This is a genomic window from Muricauda sp. SCSIO 64092, from assembly GCF_023016285.1.
Lineage (GTDB): Bacteria > Bacteroidota > Bacteroidia > Flavobacteriales > Flavobacteriaceae > Croceivirga.
The window spans coordinates 923,180-938,947 of sequence record NZ_CP095413.1; the positions used below are offsets into that span (position 1 = coordinate 923,180).

The following is a 15,768-nucleotide window of genomic DNA, read 5'->3' on the forward strand; positions in this document are numbered from 1 at the left end:
ACAATTTTAGTGTTCAGTTTATCCTTGATTTGTTGAATCCTTCTGTTGTTCCTTATTTCGTTCTTCCAGTTTTGCTTTTCGTTTGGCCTCCCGTTCCTCCAATAATTTCTTTCTTCGTTCCTCGTAGGCCTTTTTTCGTTCTTCACGCAGGCGCAATTGCTCTGCCCTTCTATCCTCACCGGCCTTGGTCCTGGACTCTTTATCGGCTTTGGCCTTTTCCTGTCTTTCTTTTAGTGCCTCACTTATTTCCTTGTCCGCCTGGGCCTCTTCTTCCTGAAACTCCTTTAACCTATTTTTTTCCTTCTCCGCCCTATTGGATTTGCTTATTCTTCTTGTGCGCCCTATTTCCCTTAAAACCAAGTCACTGATATCGTGCCTTTTTTCGGAGTACAACATTACGACATCTGCGGATTTATCAAAAATAAAATCGTACCTTTTATTTTTGCCGATTTTCTGTACCTCAACAAAAACCTGATCCTGTATAGGCTGTACCAACAATTTTTTTTGTAGTACCAGGTCTCCCTGTGGGCCAAATCGGTCTTGTTGATAGTTCAACGCCTCGGTCTCCAATAGTTGAATCTCTTCTTCCCTTTCGGCAATCAGTTCATCCGTTAGCAGCACTTTTTCTGCTGCAAGGTCTTTCTTCAATTGTTCAATTTTGCCCAACTGCAATTCCACCTCCTGTTTCCACTTAGCCGCTTTTGCACTTAATTGTTCCGTGGCATCACGGTATTCCTCAACATTTTCAAGGATGTATTCCATATCCACATATCCAATCCTAACCCCTACGGCACGTTGTGCAAAAGAACTTGTGGCAACTAAGAAGAGACTTATAAAAAAGAACGTTTTTGTCTTCATTGTTGAATCCGATTTTTTACATAGAAAATATCATGCCAAAATATTTAAATATTTTAAAATGAATGCTTTAGCGCTTTTAAATATGGCCGAATTTTCCAATTTTGTTAAAACTGTTGACCAATAATGAAGTGGGTTTGCCATCCACTTGGGCCATTGCCTACGGATTGTGGGCGAAGGTCTTCGTCGAAGCCGTATCCAAAATCTATCCCCAAGAGTCCAAAGGCTGGCATAAAAATTCTTAGCCCCACTCCAGCCGATCTCTTTAACTGAAACGGATTATAGACATTAAAATTGCTTATTATCTTTTGAATTATTCTCTAATTATCTGAACCAATTTCATCGATGATATTTATCAGTTTTTGTAAGTTTTTTCTTTCGTAGAATTGTTTTATTAATTTAAATCAACAAAAATGAAAAATTTACTTGTATTCTTACCATTATTGTTCTTTTTCTTTCTAGGATGTAGTGAAGAAAACACCCAAGACCTGGAAAATGATGTAATTGTGTTTGAAGATTATGATTTTATTCAAACTTTTATTTACAAGGGAGAGTCTTACGATGTCAAATTTAAAGAAAGGCCGAATGGTGATATCGATCCCATTACCAAAGTACCCGATGTATTGCTTAATCTTGACAAACAACCAGAACTCGCAACTTATGTAGATGGTGATACTATTTATTTCTTTGATAATGAAAAAGAAGAATTTGACTTTTTCAATCTTGACTATGGTGCTCTGATTACCTCTAGGGAGGACCGAAACACTTCTTTGACGGCCAGTAGCAGTGGAATTTCCGCTTTTAATGCCAATGTAAGATGTTATGAACATGATAACTTTTTAGGGAGAAGAATTTATCCGACCAGAGCCAGTCACTTTAGGAACTTGAGCGAAATAGGAATGAATGATAAAATGAGTTCCATATGGCGAAACAAAAATTATGGAGCAGATTATAGAGAAGACTTTAAAGTAAAGTTTTATGAGCATTCCAATTTTAGGGGTAAATCCCTCAGTGGATCTTGGGATTTGGATGCCAATGGCGATTTTGTAATACGAAGCCTGAGAACCAGAACACTTTCAAGGTTTGTTTTTAGGACAAAGACATGGGCTGATAAAATTAGTTCAATTGACGTGCTTTTTTATGGCATCTCAACTATACAATAATACCATTTAGCTGGTTAAAACTAAAAACGGGATTAACAAGTTGTTAATCCCGTTTTTTATTCATTGCGGCTCCAGCCCCAACCAATAAACGCTTCTTAAAGTTTAAGCCAATATAAATGTAACACACCTATGGAAATCGCCTGTCTAAAACTGTTGGCCAATAATAAAATGAGTCTGCCACCCACTGATTTGCCTTTGATTGGCTGGTTGTAGATCCTGTCTTGAATCAGGATCAAAACCGTAACCAAAATCTATCCCCAATAGTCCAAAGGCTGGCATAAAAATTCGTAGTCCCATTCCGGCCGATCTCTTTAACTGAAACGGATTAAAATCATTAAAACCATTCCAAGAATTACCTGCTTCCAAAAAAGATTGTACATAAATGGAAGCAGAAGGTTTTAGCGTAAGGGGATATCTAAGCTCCATTGTATACTTATTGTAGATGGTACCTCCATCCTGTTCTTGGACACCCGTGATTGGATTTGTACTAATAGGGGTGACAGAACTATTCTCATAACCACGTAATTGTATGATTTCCCGTCCATCGAGGGTAAAATTCCCAAGTCCATCGCCCCCTACAAAAAACCGTTCAAAGGGAACATCGCCAATATCGTTGTTGAACGCCCCTAAGAAGCCAAACTCGGCATTGGTCCTCAAGACCAGTTTATCCACCAAGCGGGTGTACCAATCGCCCCTGAACTTGATCTTGAAAAACTCCAACCATTTAAAACGCTCTTCTTCCAAACGTTCCAATTGATCGCTTAAGGCGGGTGCTGCCGGATCATTTGGGCCAATTTCCAATAATTCCAGAGTAATCTCCTCTATTTCCTCTCGGATGGCCTTAAAATCTTTGTTGCTCCAAAGGGAGAATGGTGGCGTAAGCCTTGCGGTAAGCTCAAAATTGGAACCGGTCAATGGAAAAATCCTACTTGGTCCCTGCGAACTTCTGGCAATACCTAAGGTGTAGGTCAAAGAATTGGAACTACCGTTCCCAAAATTGAACAGTCCCCTATTGAAATCATTAAAATCATACAGTTGATAATTCACGGAATGGGAGATGGTAAAAAAGTCGTCTGGCCACTGCACCCGTTTTGCCAGTCCCATGGAAACCCCGGTTATGGAAAAACTCCGGTCCCTATCTATATCCAACCGACCCCGGTTATCAAATCGGGTATCGAATTGCTGTGTTCTTGAAAAGGAAAGGTTAAAGCGAACCGGTTTTCGACCACCCAGCCATGGTTCGGCAAAGTTAAGACTGTATACCCTAAAGGATCTACTGGCCTGTAACCTAAGGGCAAAGGTTTGGCCATCTCCCATGGGCACAGGCTTATAGGCTTCCCCATTGAAAATGTTTTGAAAGGAAAAATTATTAAAGGACAGGCCCAATGTCCCTATAAAACCGCCACCTCCAAAACCTCCTTGGAGTTCAATTTGACTGGAACCTGCTTCCACCAAACTATATTTTAGGTCTACAGTTCCGGAATTCGGATCTGGATTCTGAATGTCAGGAACGATCTGTTCCGCGTCAAAGAATCCCAATTGGCCCAATTCACGTACACTTCTTATGATATTGTCCTTGCTGTATCGTTGTCCGGGCCTTGTGCGGAGTTCACGAAAAATGACATGGTCATTGGTTTTGTCATTCCCTGTAACGGTAACATGGTTCAAAAAGGTTTCCTTTCCCTCAATGATCCGTATTTCAAAATTTATGGTGTCATTTATTGCAGAAACCTCCACCGGATTAATGCTTGAGAAGAGATACCCGTTATTTTGGTATAAATTGGTTAAATCCTCCCCATCCGGTTTTGAGTCGTCCGCAATCCGTTCCTTCAAAAGCACCCCATTGTACACATCGCCTTTCTTTATGCCCAATACTTGGGCCAATTGCCGATCGGTATACACTGAATTACCCACAAAATCAACATTCCCAAAATAATAGCGGTCCCCTTCTTCCACGCCTATTTTTAAGGCAATATTGTTTTCATCCAGTTTAATAAAGGTATCGGAAACCACCCTGGCATCCCTGTAACCCCTTTCGGCATAGGCATCCACCAAATTATCCAAGCCTTCTTTGTATTCTTCTTCCGTGTATTTTGAGCGTTGCCAGAAGGCCCCGAGTTTTTTCTTTCGGATCTTGGCCTTTCCCAAGGCCTTGCGCAGTCTTTTGTTGGAAACCTTTTCATTTCCTTCAAATTCTATGCTTTTAATCTTGACCTTGTCCCCCTTTTTAACGTTAACGACCATGCTTTCGCTATTGGTGCCAACGGTATCCTTTGCCGTGGCAATGGTCACCTTTGCATTAAGAAAGCCTTGTTTTTTGTATTTATTTTCAAGGTAGTTTTTGGTATTTGCGATAAGGCTCTCGGTGATTTTCTTCCCCTTCTTTAAATCCGTATCATCAATAATACCCTGGACTTTTCGTTTTTTTACCCCATAAACCGTAACCCGGGAAAGTGTTGGCCGCTCTTTTATGCGCAATTCAAGGAAAACCTTATCGTCCTCAACCGCGTAAAAGAAGTCCAATTCACTAAAGAGTTCCAGCCCCCAAAGTTTTTTTATGACACCACTGATCTCCTCCCCCGGAATGGTGATGGGTTGACCTATCCTAAGCCCGGTATACGTTTTTACGGTCTGTTCATTATAGCTTTGAAGCCCTGTAACCTCCAACCCTCCAAGAATGTATTTCTTAGCAGCCTCAAGTGAGGTCTGTTGCGCTAAGGTCATCTGTGGGATTGCTAAAAAAAGAAGGAGAATTTTGCCGAGTAACGTAATTTTTTTTAACCCTCTAACCGAGTTGTTCACTAGTCTTTCCAAATCTTCGTTCTCTATTCTGGTAATTGATAATTGCATCAACCAAATGCTGCTCATTAAAATCGGGCCAAAATACGTCAATAAAATATAATTCGGCATATGCAATTTGCCAAAGTAGAAAATTGCTTATTCTGTGCTCTCCGCTTGTACGAATAAGCAGGTCCACATCTGGCAGGTCATGCGTGTAAAGATGAGTATTAATAACGGTTTCGTCAATATCATCCTCTGAAATTATGTTATTTTTAACTTTGGCACTTATGGCCTTAACAGCCGATTTTAGTTCTTCCCGAGAACCATAGCTCAGGGCCAAAGTTAGGGTCAAGCCTTTGTTGTTTGACGTTTTTAAGATGACCTCATTTAGCTCTTTGGCCACCTTTGAAGGAAGAAAATCCAAATTTCCGATGGCATTTAAACGAATGCTATTATCGTTGAGTGTTTTTAATTCTTTTCGAAGGGAAGCCACCAACAAACGCATCAGGGTCTGTACTTCAATTTTTGGTCGCTTCCAGTTTTCCGTGGAAAAGGCATAAAGGGTGAGAAAATCAATTTTGAGTTTTGCACAGTTCTCAACGGTTCTCCGCACAGCTTCGACCCCATTCTCATGACCAAAAACCCTCAACTTACCGCGTTGCTTTGCCCATCTACCATTGCCATCCATTATAATGGCGATGTGCTTTGGCAAATTCTCTTCATTGATGTGGTCCAGATTGCTCATTTTTCATTCAAAACAGTCTTGGCAAGGTTTTCTTCCAAAAGTGTAGGTCAACGTAATACCCGAAAACACGTACCAGTCTTCACTTAAAATGTTGCCAAATCTGAATTGTTCAAAATTTGAACCTTCAGGATTACTGGCATCCAAATTGTCCGTAAAGGTATACCTAGCCCCTATTTCCGCCCCTAAAATCAAAAATTGGTTTAAACGAAGCTTGGCCCCAACGGTCATTGGAATCGCGAAACTACCATCTTTTTGGTTAATATCCTGAACTTGTTGTGCATCAATGTAGTTAAAGTCATATCTAAAATACGTAAACCCGGTATATAAATAAGGGCTAAAAGCTGGTCCCAATTTATGTAGGTTGTAATCCACAAAGTTGAATTCCATTCCTGCAGAATATTCGGTGATTGAATTCTCTACACGAAATCCACGTTGCTGTCGGGAGGCTTTACTGGACTTTGAATCGTCTGCAACAAAACTTCCCCTATAGACACTTGCCCTCCAGGCATATCGTTTTCTCTTGTTCCATTTGAACAGGGCCCCAAAGGCCCCACCCGATGGTAAGATATAATTGGTCCTTCCCACATCACCAATATGGTTCATTCCACCAGCAAATAAACCAACTTCATAGGTTTGCGCCCTTATACTGCCAATGGCGAACAAACATACCAAAACAATTGTTCTCATAAATACGGTTGCATAACTAACAATGGCAGGGAAAGCCCCTTTCATTGCCAAATAGTGTTCCCTTGTAAAACAACTTTTAACGCCATTTATTGTTATTGAAACCCTTAGTTACGGCGGTCTTCCCCCCAAAGAAGCTTATTGCGAAGTGTTTTTAGAAAACTCTCCGATGTATACACCACCATATTGATGGTAAAAGGTGACTTTTGTATAATAATCTCCTTTCCGTTTGGAATTGTGGCAATCCTGGAATCCAAAGAAACCAGATGGTGCTCCTCCCTCCCCGAGACCTTTAACCGGATTTTGGTATCATCGGAAATCACAAAGGGGCGCGCGTTCAAGTTATGCGGAGCTATGGGGGTGAGCACTAAGGACTTAGCGGTAGGGGCCATGACCGGACCGCCACAGCTCAAGGAATATCCCGTGGAGCCCGTGGGTGTGGAGACAATAAGTCCATCGGCCCAATACGAAGTCAAATACTCATCGTTCAAAAATGTTTCAACGGTTATCATGGAGGTAGTATCCTTACGACTGACCGTAATTTCATTCAGCGCAAAATTAAGCTCCCCAAATTCCCCAATATTGGAATCCGTGCAGATTTCCACCAAGCTCCTTTCTTCCAAAGTAAAATTGCCAGCTACGAACTCAGTAACCAATTTTCGAACATCCTCCTTTTTAAAGGTGGACAAAAAACCCAATCGTCCCGTGTTGACCCCAACTATGGGAATACGCAAATGTCCTATATATGTGATGGCCCGTAACATTGTTCCGTCACCACCAAAGCTTACAAATAAGTCAAAGGAGCTATCCAGCCCGTTCTCTTGGGTAAAACTGGGAAACGCCCCGATCTTTGTATGGGAATTTAAAAGGGCAAGAAATTCTTTTTCTATGGCAATGAAAGCCCCTTCCTCTTTTAGGGCATCCAACAGACTATGGACATGCACAACATCATGTTCCTGTAACACTTGGCCATAGATAGCGACTTTCATGTTAGACATTTAGATATTTGTCCAAATAGGCAGAACGCTCTTTTAAATCTTCCAAAAACTGGTCATCATTGTTACCGAACAATATGTTATAACTGTAGCGTCTAAAAGTTTGAATGACCTCGTTGAGGTTGCCACTGTTGATTTTAAGGGTCACCTGGACCAAATCGTTTTGGTTATCGGTTACAAAGGCCCCCAATAACTTGCCGTTATTGCTCTCCACTATTTGGGAAATCTCACTCAGGGAATAATCCTTAATCCCCTTCGAAACCACTAAGATGCCACCGGGTTCGGTAAAGAAAGGTGTTCCTATGAATTGGGAAACCACATCATTAAGGTCATAGTATCCCAGTACCCTATGGGAATTGGCATCCAGGACCGGAAGTATATTCGCCTCGTTCCGGGCAAAGACCTCCAAAACATCCAACCAAAGGGTTTCCTTGGTTACATGGAAAGTCTCCAATTGATAACGAAATTCCTCAATTGTCCTTTCCGGCTCAAAACAGGCCAGGTCATTTTCGGACAACAACCCCAAAAAACCATCTTTTTCCGCTACGGCAACATGTGAGAACGTGGTCTCCTCAAAAAAGGAGATGACCTTATTCAAGTTTTCGGTTACTTGAAAAACGGGTAAGGACGTTATGATGTGTTCTTGTATGTTCATGATTAAAAATCAAGGCAAAACTACAAATTAATACCGCGCAAAAGGTGTGCCCATTTTGTATTTTTGCTCGCTCCAACAGTTTTAGACCATGACAAAACTCAGTGTAAACATCAACAAGCTGGCCACTTTACGAAATTCAAGGGGAGGTAACATGCCAAACGTAGTGCAGTCCGCACAGGATATTGAAGCCTTTGGGGCACAAGGAATCACCATTCATCCAAGACCGGATGAGCGCCACATCCGCTACCAGGATGCCCTGGATTTAAAATCGGTCGTAAAGACTGAATTCAATATAGAAGGCAACCCCATACCAAAATTTGTGGATTTGGTGCTAAAGGTAAAACCCACCCAAGTGACCCTTGTTCCTGATGCCGAGGATGCCCTTACTTCCAATGCAGGTTGGGATACCTTAAGACACAAGGATTTTCTAAAGGACACCATAGGTACTTTTAGGGAAAATGGGATTCGCACCTCCATATTTGTGGATCCCGATCCCAAAATGGTGGAAGGGGCCGTTGCTACAGGGACCGATAGAATTGAATTGTACACCGAAAGTTTTGCAAAAACTTATGCCGAGGGAAACAAGGAAGGTATCATTCCTTTCATAAAAGCTGCCGAAGTAGCACAAAAGATGGGATTGGGAATCAATGCAGGACATGACCTAAACCTGGATAATATTGCTTTTTTTAAGGAGAGTATTCCCGACCTACTTGAGGTTTCCATAGGGCATGCCCTCATCTGCGAGTCCATTTATCTTGGTTTGGAAAATGTGGTGAACATGTATTTACATCGCTTGCAATGAATAAAATCCTTCACTCCACCATTATAGGGGATGGCCATCCCCTATTTATACTCCATGGGTTTCTTGGAATGTCCGATAATTGGAAGACTTTGGGAAACAAATATGCCGAAAATGGCTTTCAAGTGCACCTGATCGACCAAAGAAATCATGGGCGAAGTTTTCATTCAGAAGAATTCAATTATGAAATTTTGGCGCAGGACCTTAAAACCTATATGGAATACCATAACACTGCCAAGGCCCATGTTTTAGGTCATTCCATGGGCGGAAAAACGGCAATGCAGTTTGCTGTGGAATTTCCGCAAAAGTTGGAAAAACTGGTAGTGGCCGACATTGCCCCCAAGTATTATCCCCCGCACCACCAAGCTATTGTTGCTGCACTGAACACCTTAAACTTTGAAGAAATCAAAACCAGATCGGAAGCCGATAAGAAATTGTCAGAATCGCTTACCGATTTTGGAATCCGTCAGTTTTTGTTAAAAAACCTGTATTGGGTGGAAAAAGGGCAATTGGGTTTTCGTTTCAATCTGCACGTACTCCAAAACAAGTTGGAAGAAATTGGGGAGACCATTTCTGAAATGGATACTTTTGGGGAACCCACACTGTTTTTAAGGGGCAGCCGATCGGAATATATCCATCCCAACGATGCTACCCTCATTAAGAAACACTTTCCAAAGGCCACAATAGCTACCATTGAACAGGCGGGTCATTGGCTACATGCAGAGAATCCAAAGGCTTTTTTCATCAAATCCCTGGAATTCCTAAATCGATAAAATTCACCCCATTTTATTATGCATGCATAATTTTTTTGGGCCTTTCGTTGTATGGGTGACAAATTTCCGCTAGTTTTGAACATACTGATTTAACTATAACTTCAACTTAAACTAACGTAAATTATTAGAACATGAAAAAGTTCCTCGCCCTTTTGCCCTTGCTTGGATTAATCTTTGTGGCATGTGACGATGACGACGATGGCACTGAAATGGAAACCATGGTCGAAGTCACCAATGGTTCAGCAGATTTTTCGAACTATGTGGCCTTGGGCAATTCCTTAACAGCCGGTTTTTCCGATGGCGCCCTTTTTAGATCGGGACAGGCAGCTTCCTTACCCAACATGCTGGCAACACAATTTGCATTGGCCGGAGGGGGTTCCTTTGAAATTCCCCTTATGGCAGATGATTTGGGAGGGGCCACTTTAGAAGGCATGCCTTTTTTAGACAACCGTTTTGTTTTGTCTTTCGCGTCCGGTTCACCCACACCCACTCGTCTTGAAGGCCAGGGCAGCACGGAAATTAGCAACGTCCTGTCAGGAAATTTCAACAATATGGGGGTTCCTGGGGCAAAAAGCTTCCATTTATTGGCACCGGGTTATGGCAATGTAGCCGGAGTGCCCCTGGGATTGGCCAACCCTTATTTTGCAAGGTTTGCTTCTGGTCCAACAGCTACTGTCCTAGGCGATGCCGTTGCGCAGAATCCAACCTTTTTTACCCTTTGGATAGGAAATAATGATGTATTGGGGTATATTACCGCAGGCGGTGATGGCGAAGATCAAACCGGGAATGAGGATTTTACAACATATGGAAGTTCCGACATTTCCGATCCCAATGTGGTTGCCGGTTCCATTCAAGGAATTTTGGACGCCATGGCTGCGATTGGTGCGCAAGGTGTGATTGCCAATCTTCCCGATGTGACCACTATTCCATTTTTGACAACGGTACCTTTTGCGCCACTAAGTCCGGCAAACCCTGATTTTGCTCCACAAATACCGGCCCTGAACGCGCAATTTGCGGGACTGAACCAAGCCTTCGATTTTTTAGGTTTCCCAGACCGGAAATTGGAGTTCAGCACCACCGCCGCCAGTGCCGTGGTCATTAAGGATGAAGATTTGGTCGACTTGTCCGCGCAATTGACACAAGTACTTGTTGGAGGGGGCCTTGATGCCGGTACGGCCACCGTTCTCGGCTTGGTCTATGGGCAGGCAAGACAGGCAACAGCGGAAGATCTTTTGGTTTTGACCAGTCAGGGCGTAATTGCGGAACCCAATGCGGATGCTTTTGCATTTCTTCAGAATTTGGGCGTTGATGCTGCCACTGCAGGGCAATTATCGGTAAATGGTATTACCTGGCCCTTGGAAGACCAGTGGGTTTTAACTCCGGAAGAACAAGCAACTGCCAATACGGCACTATCTGCCTATAACCAGTTAATTGAACAACTGGCCCAGGCGAACGATTTGGCCTTTGTTGATGCAAACGCCCTTTTGGCCAGTATCAACGAAAATGGCTTCCCATTGGCCGATGGAAGTGTAGTGACTTCCGTTTTTGCCACGGGTGGTGGTTTCTCTTTGGACGGAATCCATCCATCACCAAGAGGTTATGCCATTTTGGCCAATGCCTTTATAGGGGCTATCAATGAAAAATACAGTTCCACATTACCCGAGGTAAATCCATTGGCATTTACCGGCCTTTACCTCAATTAGAATTAAAAAATCACTATATTAAAAGCACCGCTTGCGCGGTGCTTTTTCATTTAAAAACCATGTCATGAAATTTATCCTCCGACTACTTTTGAGTGCCTTGGCCGTGGTCATCCTAGCCAAACTTCTTCCCGGCGTCGCCGTAGACACTTACATCACCGCAATCCTGGTTGCCATTGTGCTGAGCTTGCTCAACTTTATGGTAAAACCGGTATTGATCATTTTGACCCTGCCCATTACCATTGTGACCCTTGGCATATTCCTTCTTTTTATCAATGCCATAATTATATTGCTTGCAGATTATTTTATCCCAGGGTTTTCGGTAGCCAATATTTGGTGGGCCTTATTATTCAGCCTTTTGTTGTCCTTACTGCACTCCATACTGTTTTCCCTTTTGAAAGAGGACAAGAAGAAGTAAGGTTTATAGCTGATACACAACTTATTAAAAACTTGTTGAGCAAAACAAAATGTAGTACTTTTGCCAGCCATTCAAAAGTAGGTTGTAATGAACATTTCAAAAGAGCAGATAGACAGTTTAAATGCAGTGGTCAAGGTTGCCATCACCAAGGAGGACTATGAGGAAAAGGTGAACGACATCCTTAAGAATTATAGAAAGCAGGCCAACATCCCCGGTTTTAGAAAAGGGCAGGTTCCCATGGGGTTGATCAAAAAACAGTACGGAAAAGCGGTATTGGTGGATGAAGTGAACAAATTGCTTCAAGACAACCTCAACAAGTATCTTACGGAAGAAAAATTGGACGTCCTTGGAAATCCATTGCCAAGACCACAGGAAAATTTTGATTGGGACAAGGAAAACTTCGACTTTGAATTTGAACTGGGCCTAGCTCCTGAATTTGAAGTAAAGTTGAACACCAAAAAGCCCATTACCCATTACAAAATTGGAGCAGACAAAAAGATGGTGAATGAGCAAGTGGAGCGACTGCAGAAGCAATATGGGAAAATTGTCTCCAAACCCGAGGTTACCAAAACAGCAGAGGTAAACGGAACGTTCAAAAACGAAACCGAGGAAATAGAGCATAAAACCACAATTGAACTTACCAACGTAAAGGCCAAAAAGGCCATTGATACCTTAGTGGGCAAAAAGGTTGGGGAGACCGTTACCTTAAAGACCAAGGGACTCTTTAAAGAAGACTATCTGTTATCGTCAAGTTTGGGAATTCCCCAAGAAAAGTCCGAAAACCTAAATATCGATGTCACACTCACCATTGAAGAAATCAATGAACGTGAGCCTGCTGAACTGAACCAGGAACTTTTCGATAAGCTTTTTGGGGAAGGCACGGTCAAAAGTGAGGCAGAAATGAAGGAAAAAATTAAGACGGACTCTGAAAAACAGTTCGAACAACAGTCCGATCAAAAATTACTCAATGACATCACGGAAAAGCTTATTGAGGAAACCAAGTTCGATCTGCCTTCGGAATTTCTAAAAAAATGGATCCAAGTCAGTGGGGAAAAGGAACTGACGGAAACGGAAGCCTCAGAGGAATATGAGAAATCGGAAAAGGGATTACGGTACCAATTGATTGAAGGTAAGGTTATTAAGGAGAACGACCTTCAAGTCCAGTTTGACGAGTTGAAGGAGTTTGCCAAAGGATTTATTAAATCCCAGATGGCACAATATGGCCATATGGACCCCAAAGAAGAGGAATTGGAAAACATTGCCGCCCGTGTCATGGGTAACCAGGATGAGGTAAAGCGCCTTTCCGAACAATTGATGAGCCAGAAGTTATTGGCCCTTTACAAGGAGAAGGCCAACCTTAAAAACAAAGAAATCAGTTACGAAAACTTTGTAAAAGAGGTTTACGGCTAACGCACCAAATAATTGTATATTTACGGTTCTGAAAATTTGAGTTTTCAGGACCGTTTTTTGTTTTAAACCCATTGAAAATCCTATGGATTACGGAAAGGAATTTGAAAAATACGCTACCAAGCATCACGGGATAAGCAGCATGTATTACGACCAAATTGTAAGTAGCATGCTTCCCGTAAACATGACCCCGAATATTATTGAGGAACGCCAAATGAACATCGCTGTTTTTGATGTCTTCTCCCGTTTAATGATGGATCGCATCATTTTTATGGGCACGGGAATCAATGATCAAGTTGCGAACATTGTCCAGGCACAGTTGCTGTTTTTGGAAAGCACCGATGCATCCAAAGACATATCCATATATATCAACTCCCCTGGCGGTGGGGTTTATGCAGGATTGGGCATCTATGATACCATGCAGTTCATTAAGCCCGATGTTGCAACGATCTGTACGGGAATAGCCGCCTCTATGGCGGCGGTATTGCTATGCGCTGGCGAAAAGGGAAAACGAAGTGGATTGCCACATTCCAGGGTTATGATCCACCAACCCCTATCAGGTGCCCAAGGGCAGGCCAGTGATATTGAAATTGCGGCCAAGGAAGTATTGAAAATTAAGGATGAACTATATCATATCATCGCCAATCATTCCGGACAAACCTTTGATAAGGTTTATGAGGACAGTGATCGGGATTATTGGATGAAAGCTCCGGAAGCCAAGGATTATGGCATGATTGACGAGATTTTAGTAAGGGAAAAAGGATAAATCCGTACTTAACATTGGCTTAAGTACCTAATTGTAGAATTTCAGCTCGTTTTACACGTTATAGCTGTACCGTTAAGATAAGACAATGGCGAAGGAAAATTTGGAATGTTCATTTTGTGGAAGGAAAAAACCGGAAACCAATCTTTTGATTGCGGGCTTGGACGCGCACATCTGTGATCGCTGCATTGAACAAGCGCACAGTATAGTGGCCGAAGAGTCCAAGCAATCCAAAACCAACGACCTGTCTTCGGAATTGGTCCTTAAAAAGCCATTGGAGATCAAGGATTTTCTGGACACCTTTATTATTGGACAGGAACGAACCAAAAAGGTGATGTCCGTTGCGGTTTACAACCATTACAAGCGTTTATTACAGCCCTCGAGTAAAGATGATGGGGTGGAAATTCAAAAAAGCAATATTGTTATGGTTGGTCAAACAGGTACGGGTAAGACCTTGATGGCAAAAACCATTGCCAAAATGCTCAATGTACCCCTGGCCATTGTTGATGCCACGGTTTTGACCGAAGCAGGTTATGTGGGAGAGGATGTGGAGAGTATTCTGACCCGATTATTGCAGGCAGCGGATTATAATTTGGAGAAAGCCGAAAGGGGTATCGTATTTATTGATGAAATTGATAAAATTGCCCGTAAAAGCGACAATCCCTCAATAACCCGTGATGTCTCTGGGGAAGGCGTACAACAGGGCCTACTAAAACTGTTGGAAGGGACGGTGGTCAATGTTCCCCCAAAAGGAGGTCGAAAACATCCGGACCAGAAGTTTATTGAAGTAAATACCGAGAACATCCTATTTGTTGCCGGTGGTGCCTTTGATGGCATAGAACGAATCATCAACAAACGCTTGAACATGCAAGCGGTTGGCTACAGTGCTTCCAAAGCGGAAGATAGACTGGATGCCGAAAACATTTTACAATACATTATTCCTAAGGATTTAAAGGAATTCGGTTTGATTCCTGAAATTATTGGGCGTCTTCCCGTGCTAACGCATATGAATCCATTGGACAGAAAAACGTTGCGTGCCATTCTTACGGAACCCAAGAATGCCATTATTAAGCAGTATGAAAAGTTATTTGGAATGGACGGGATAACTTTTGATATTACCGAACAGGCCTTGAACTATATAGTGGATAAGGCCGTGGAATACAAATTGGGTGCCAGGGGACTCCGATCATTATGCGAGGCCATTTTCACGGATGCCATGTTTACCCTACCCAGTTCAGAGGAAAAGGAGTTTAAGGTGACCAAGGCCTATGCAGAGGAAAAACTTTCCATGGAAACCATTAAAAAGCTTAAAGCCGTCTCCTAGGGAACCAGGATTCAAGTAAACAAAAAAGGGGCGTTTGCCCCTTTTTTTGTGTGATATATTGGTATTGACTAAACCGCTTTTTGAGTGATTTTTTGGAGCATCTTAACGCAAACCTCACCAATGATCTTCTCATCCGAATACAGTTCGTGACCAAAACTGGAAACAATTTTAAAATCCACATCCATGGTTTTGAACCACTTCATGCCGGGTTTAAATTTATCACACTCCCCATAAATCAAGTTGATCTCACAATCGGGAGCTTCATTTTCAAATCGAATCCGTGTTGGTGATATGGCAGTGAGGGATTTCATGGGCAATCCGTTAAGACCGGCCTTCCATGCAATTGTGCCCCCCATACTAAAAGCCAGTACATGGCATGGTTTGGTTTCTTTCTTCAACAAATGGGCAACGGCGGTATCAATACCCCCTTCCATAAATGCGCGATGTATGTTTTCCTGCGTCATAACGGGAATATCCAGGTTTGCCAATTGCTGTATATCATAAAATTCAATATTATAATACTGCTGCAGGTATCCAAAATAAGAAGTAATCCAGAGGCCTTTTTTAATGCCCCACATGTCTGATAAGACGAGTAATTTTTCTGCCATTGTAAATGATTGTTGTAAGTTTTGGTGACCCAAAGGTGACTACAAAACGAAGCAATTCCTAAAATATTGGTTCAGTTTCAATTTTTGTTCGATAAACT

Annotated in this window: 15 protein-coding genes and 1 pseudogene; 8 read left to right on the forward strand and 8 right to left on the reverse strand. The window is 42.2% G+C overall.

From position 1 onward, the window contains the following. Positions 1-18: 18 nt before the first annotated feature. Both L0P88_RS03775 and L0P88_RS24115 read right to left on the reverse strand, forming a co-directional pair. On the reverse strand, positions 19-858 hold the full coding sequence (locus L0P88_RS03775) for an OmpH family outer membrane protein (RefSeq protein WP_247133296.1): 840 nt from the start codon (positions 856-858) through the stop codon (positions 19-21). A 104-nt stretch (positions 859-962) separates the two neighbouring features. Beyond that, a pseudogene (locus L0P88_RS24115) lies at positions 963-1,154 on the reverse strand (hypothetical protein); the annotation flags it as partial. A 114-nt stretch (positions 1,155-1,268) separates the two neighbouring features. Between L0P88_RS24115 and L0P88_RS03780 the strand changes: the two are divergent. After that, complete coding sequence (locus tag L0P88_RS03780) at positions 1,269-2,018, forward strand: beta/gamma crystallin family protein (RefSeq protein ID WP_247133297.1); 750 nt, start codon at positions 1,269-1,271, stop codon at positions 2,016-2,018. Positions 2,019-2,162: 144 nt separating this feature from the next. On the opposite strand, the gene L0P88_RS03785 is transcribed toward L0P88_RS03780, so the two are convergent. The 5 genes from L0P88_RS03785 to L0P88_RS03805 all read right to left on the reverse strand — a co-directional run bounded on the left by L0P88_RS03785 (position 2,163) and on the right by L0P88_RS03805 (position 7,878). Next, positions 2,163-4,868 carry an outer membrane protein assembly factor gene (locus L0P88_RS03785; protein WP_409557708.1) on the reverse strand — a complete coding sequence of 902 codons (2,706 nt, stop codon included), beginning with the start codon at positions 4,866-4,868 and terminating at the stop codon, positions 2,163-2,165. Then, on the reverse strand, positions 4,804-5,544 hold the full coding sequence (locus L0P88_RS03790) for an isoprenyl transferase (RefSeq protein WP_247133299.1): 741 nt from the start codon (positions 5,542-5,544) through the stop codon (positions 4,804-4,806). The genes L0P88_RS03785 and L0P88_RS03790 overlap by 65 nt, the downstream gene beginning before the upstream one ends. A 3-nt stretch (positions 5,545-5,547) precedes the next feature. Continuing rightward, positions 5,548-6,231, reverse strand: coding sequence for a DUF6089 family protein (locus tag L0P88_RS03795; protein ID WP_247133300.1), 684 nt, complete (start codon positions 6,229-6,231; stop codon positions 5,548-5,550). Positions 6,232-6,335: 104 nt separating this feature from the next. Further along, positions 6,336-7,217 (reverse strand): NAD kinase, encoded by an 882-nt coding sequence (locus tag L0P88_RS03800; RefSeq protein ID WP_247133301.1) that lies wholly within the window; start codon positions 7,215-7,217, stop codon positions 6,336-6,338. Between the two features lies 1 nt (position 7,218). Then, positions 7,219-7,878, reverse strand: coding sequence for a CBS domain-containing protein (locus tag L0P88_RS03805; protein WP_247133302.1), 660 nt, complete (start codon positions 7,876-7,878; stop codon positions 7,219-7,221). 88 nt (positions 7,879-7,966) lie between these two features. On the opposite strand from L0P88_RS03805, the gene L0P88_RS03810 reads away from it, so the two are divergent. The 7 genes from L0P88_RS03810 (at position 7,967) to clpX (ending at position 15,062) form a co-directional block, all read left to right on the forward strand. Beyond that, positions 7,967-8,680, forward strand: a complete 714-nt coding sequence (locus tag L0P88_RS03810; protein WP_247133303.1) for a pyridoxine 5'-phosphate synthase — start codon at positions 7,967-7,969, stop codon at positions 8,678-8,680. After that, positions 8,677-9,450, forward strand: a complete 774-nt coding sequence (locus tag L0P88_RS03815) for an alpha/beta fold hydrolase (protein WP_247133304.1) — start codon at positions 8,677-8,679, stop codon at positions 9,448-9,450. The genes L0P88_RS03810 and L0P88_RS03815 overlap by 4 nt, the downstream gene beginning before the upstream one ends. A 131-nt stretch (positions 9,451-9,581) precedes the next feature. Then, positions 9,582-11,153, forward strand: coding sequence for a G-D-S-L family lipolytic protein (locus tag L0P88_RS03820; RefSeq protein ID WP_247133305.1), 1,572 nt, complete (start codon positions 9,582-9,584; stop codon positions 11,151-11,153). A gap of 64 nt (positions 11,154-11,217) precedes the next feature. Next, positions 11,218-11,568 (forward strand): phage holin family protein, encoded by a 351-nt coding sequence (locus L0P88_RS03825; RefSeq protein ID WP_247133306.1) that lies wholly within the window; start codon positions 11,218-11,220, stop codon positions 11,566-11,568. An 87-nt stretch (positions 11,569-11,655) separates the two neighbouring features. Next, a complete protein-coding gene (tig, locus tag L0P88_RS03830) occupies positions 11,656-12,978 on the forward strand; it encodes a trigger factor (RefSeq protein ID WP_247133307.1) in 1,323 nt (440 codons plus the stop codon). Positions 12,979-13,060: 82 nt separating this feature from the next. Next, the gene (gene clpP, locus L0P88_RS03835; RefSeq protein WP_247133308.1) at positions 13,061-13,741 is read left to right on the forward strand and encodes an ATP-dependent Clp endopeptidase proteolytic subunit ClpP; all 681 of its coding nucleotides are present in this window, start codon (positions 13,061-13,063) and stop codon (positions 13,739-13,741) included. Positions 13,742-13,826: 85 nt separating this feature from the next. Then, positions 13,827-15,062 carry an ATP-dependent Clp protease ATP-binding subunit ClpX gene (gene clpX / locus L0P88_RS03840; protein WP_247133309.1) on the forward strand — a complete coding sequence of 412 codons (1,236 nt, stop codon included), beginning with the start codon at positions 13,827-13,829 and terminating at the stop codon, positions 15,060-15,062. Between the two features lie 68 nt (positions 15,063-15,130). Here the strand turns inward: clpX and L0P88_RS03845 are convergent, their stop codons facing one another. Further along, the gene (locus L0P88_RS03845; protein WP_247133310.1) at positions 15,131-15,670 is read right to left on the reverse strand and encodes a hypothetical protein; all 540 of its coding nucleotides are present in this window, start codon (positions 15,668-15,670) and stop codon (positions 15,131-15,133) included. Positions 15,671-15,768: the final 98 nt, after the last annotated feature.

Excerpts from the sequence above, each read along its gene's own strand:
- L0P88_RS03775 (WP_247133296.1), bottom strand. The coding sequence starts at position 858 with ATGAAGACAAAAACGTTCTTTTTTATAAGTCTCTTCTTAGTTGCCACA.
- L0P88_RS03780 (WP_247133297.1), top strand. The coding sequence starts at position 1,269 with ATGAAAAATTTACTTGTATTCTTACCATTATTGTTCTTTTTCTTTCTA.
- L0P88_RS03785 (WP_409557708.1), bottom strand. The coding sequence starts at position 4,868 with ATGCAATTATCAATTACCAGAATAGAGAACGAAGATTTGGAAAGACTA.
- L0P88_RS03790 (WP_247133299.1), bottom strand. The coding sequence starts at position 5,544 with ATGAGCAATCTGGACCACATCAATGAAGAGAATTTGCCAAAGCACATC.
- L0P88_RS03795 (WP_247133300.1), bottom strand. The coding sequence starts at position 6,231 with ATGAGAACAATTGTTTTGGTATGTTTGTTCGCCATTGGCAGTATAAGG.
- L0P88_RS03800 (WP_247133301.1), bottom strand. The coding sequence starts at position 7,217 with ATGAAAGTCGCTATCTATGGCCAAGTGTTACAGGAACATGATGTTGTG.
- L0P88_RS03805 (WP_247133302.1), bottom strand. The coding sequence starts at position 7,878 with ATGAACATACAAGAACACATCATAACGTCCTTACCCGTTTTTCAAGTA.
- L0P88_RS03810 (WP_247133303.1), top strand. The coding sequence starts at position 7,967 with ATGACAAAACTCAGTGTAAACATCAACAAGCTGGCCACTTTACGAAAT.
- L0P88_RS03815 (WP_247133304.1), top strand. The coding sequence starts at position 8,677 with ATGAATAAAATCCTTCACTCCACCATTATAGGGGATGGCCATCCCCTA.
- L0P88_RS03820 (WP_247133305.1), top strand. The coding sequence starts at position 9,582 with ATGAAAAAGTTCCTCGCCCTTTTGCCCTTGCTTGGATTAATCTTTGTG.
- L0P88_RS03825 (WP_247133306.1), top strand. The coding sequence starts at position 11,218 with ATGAAATTTATCCTCCGACTACTTTTGAGTGCCTTGGCCGTGGTCATC.
- tig (WP_247133307.1), top strand. The coding sequence starts at position 11,656 with ATGAACATTTCAAAAGAGCAGATAGACAGTTTAAATGCAGTGGTCAAG.
- clpP (WP_247133308.1), top strand. The coding sequence starts at position 13,061 with ATGGATTACGGAAAGGAATTTGAAAAATACGCTACCAAGCATCACGGG.
- clpX (WP_247133309.1), top strand. The coding sequence starts at position 13,827 with ATGGCGAAGGAAAATTTGGAATGTTCATTTTGTGGAAGGAAAAAACCG.
- L0P88_RS03845 (WP_247133310.1), bottom strand. The coding sequence starts at position 15,670 with ATGGCAGAAAAATTACTCGTCTTATCAGACATGTGGGGCATTAAAAAA.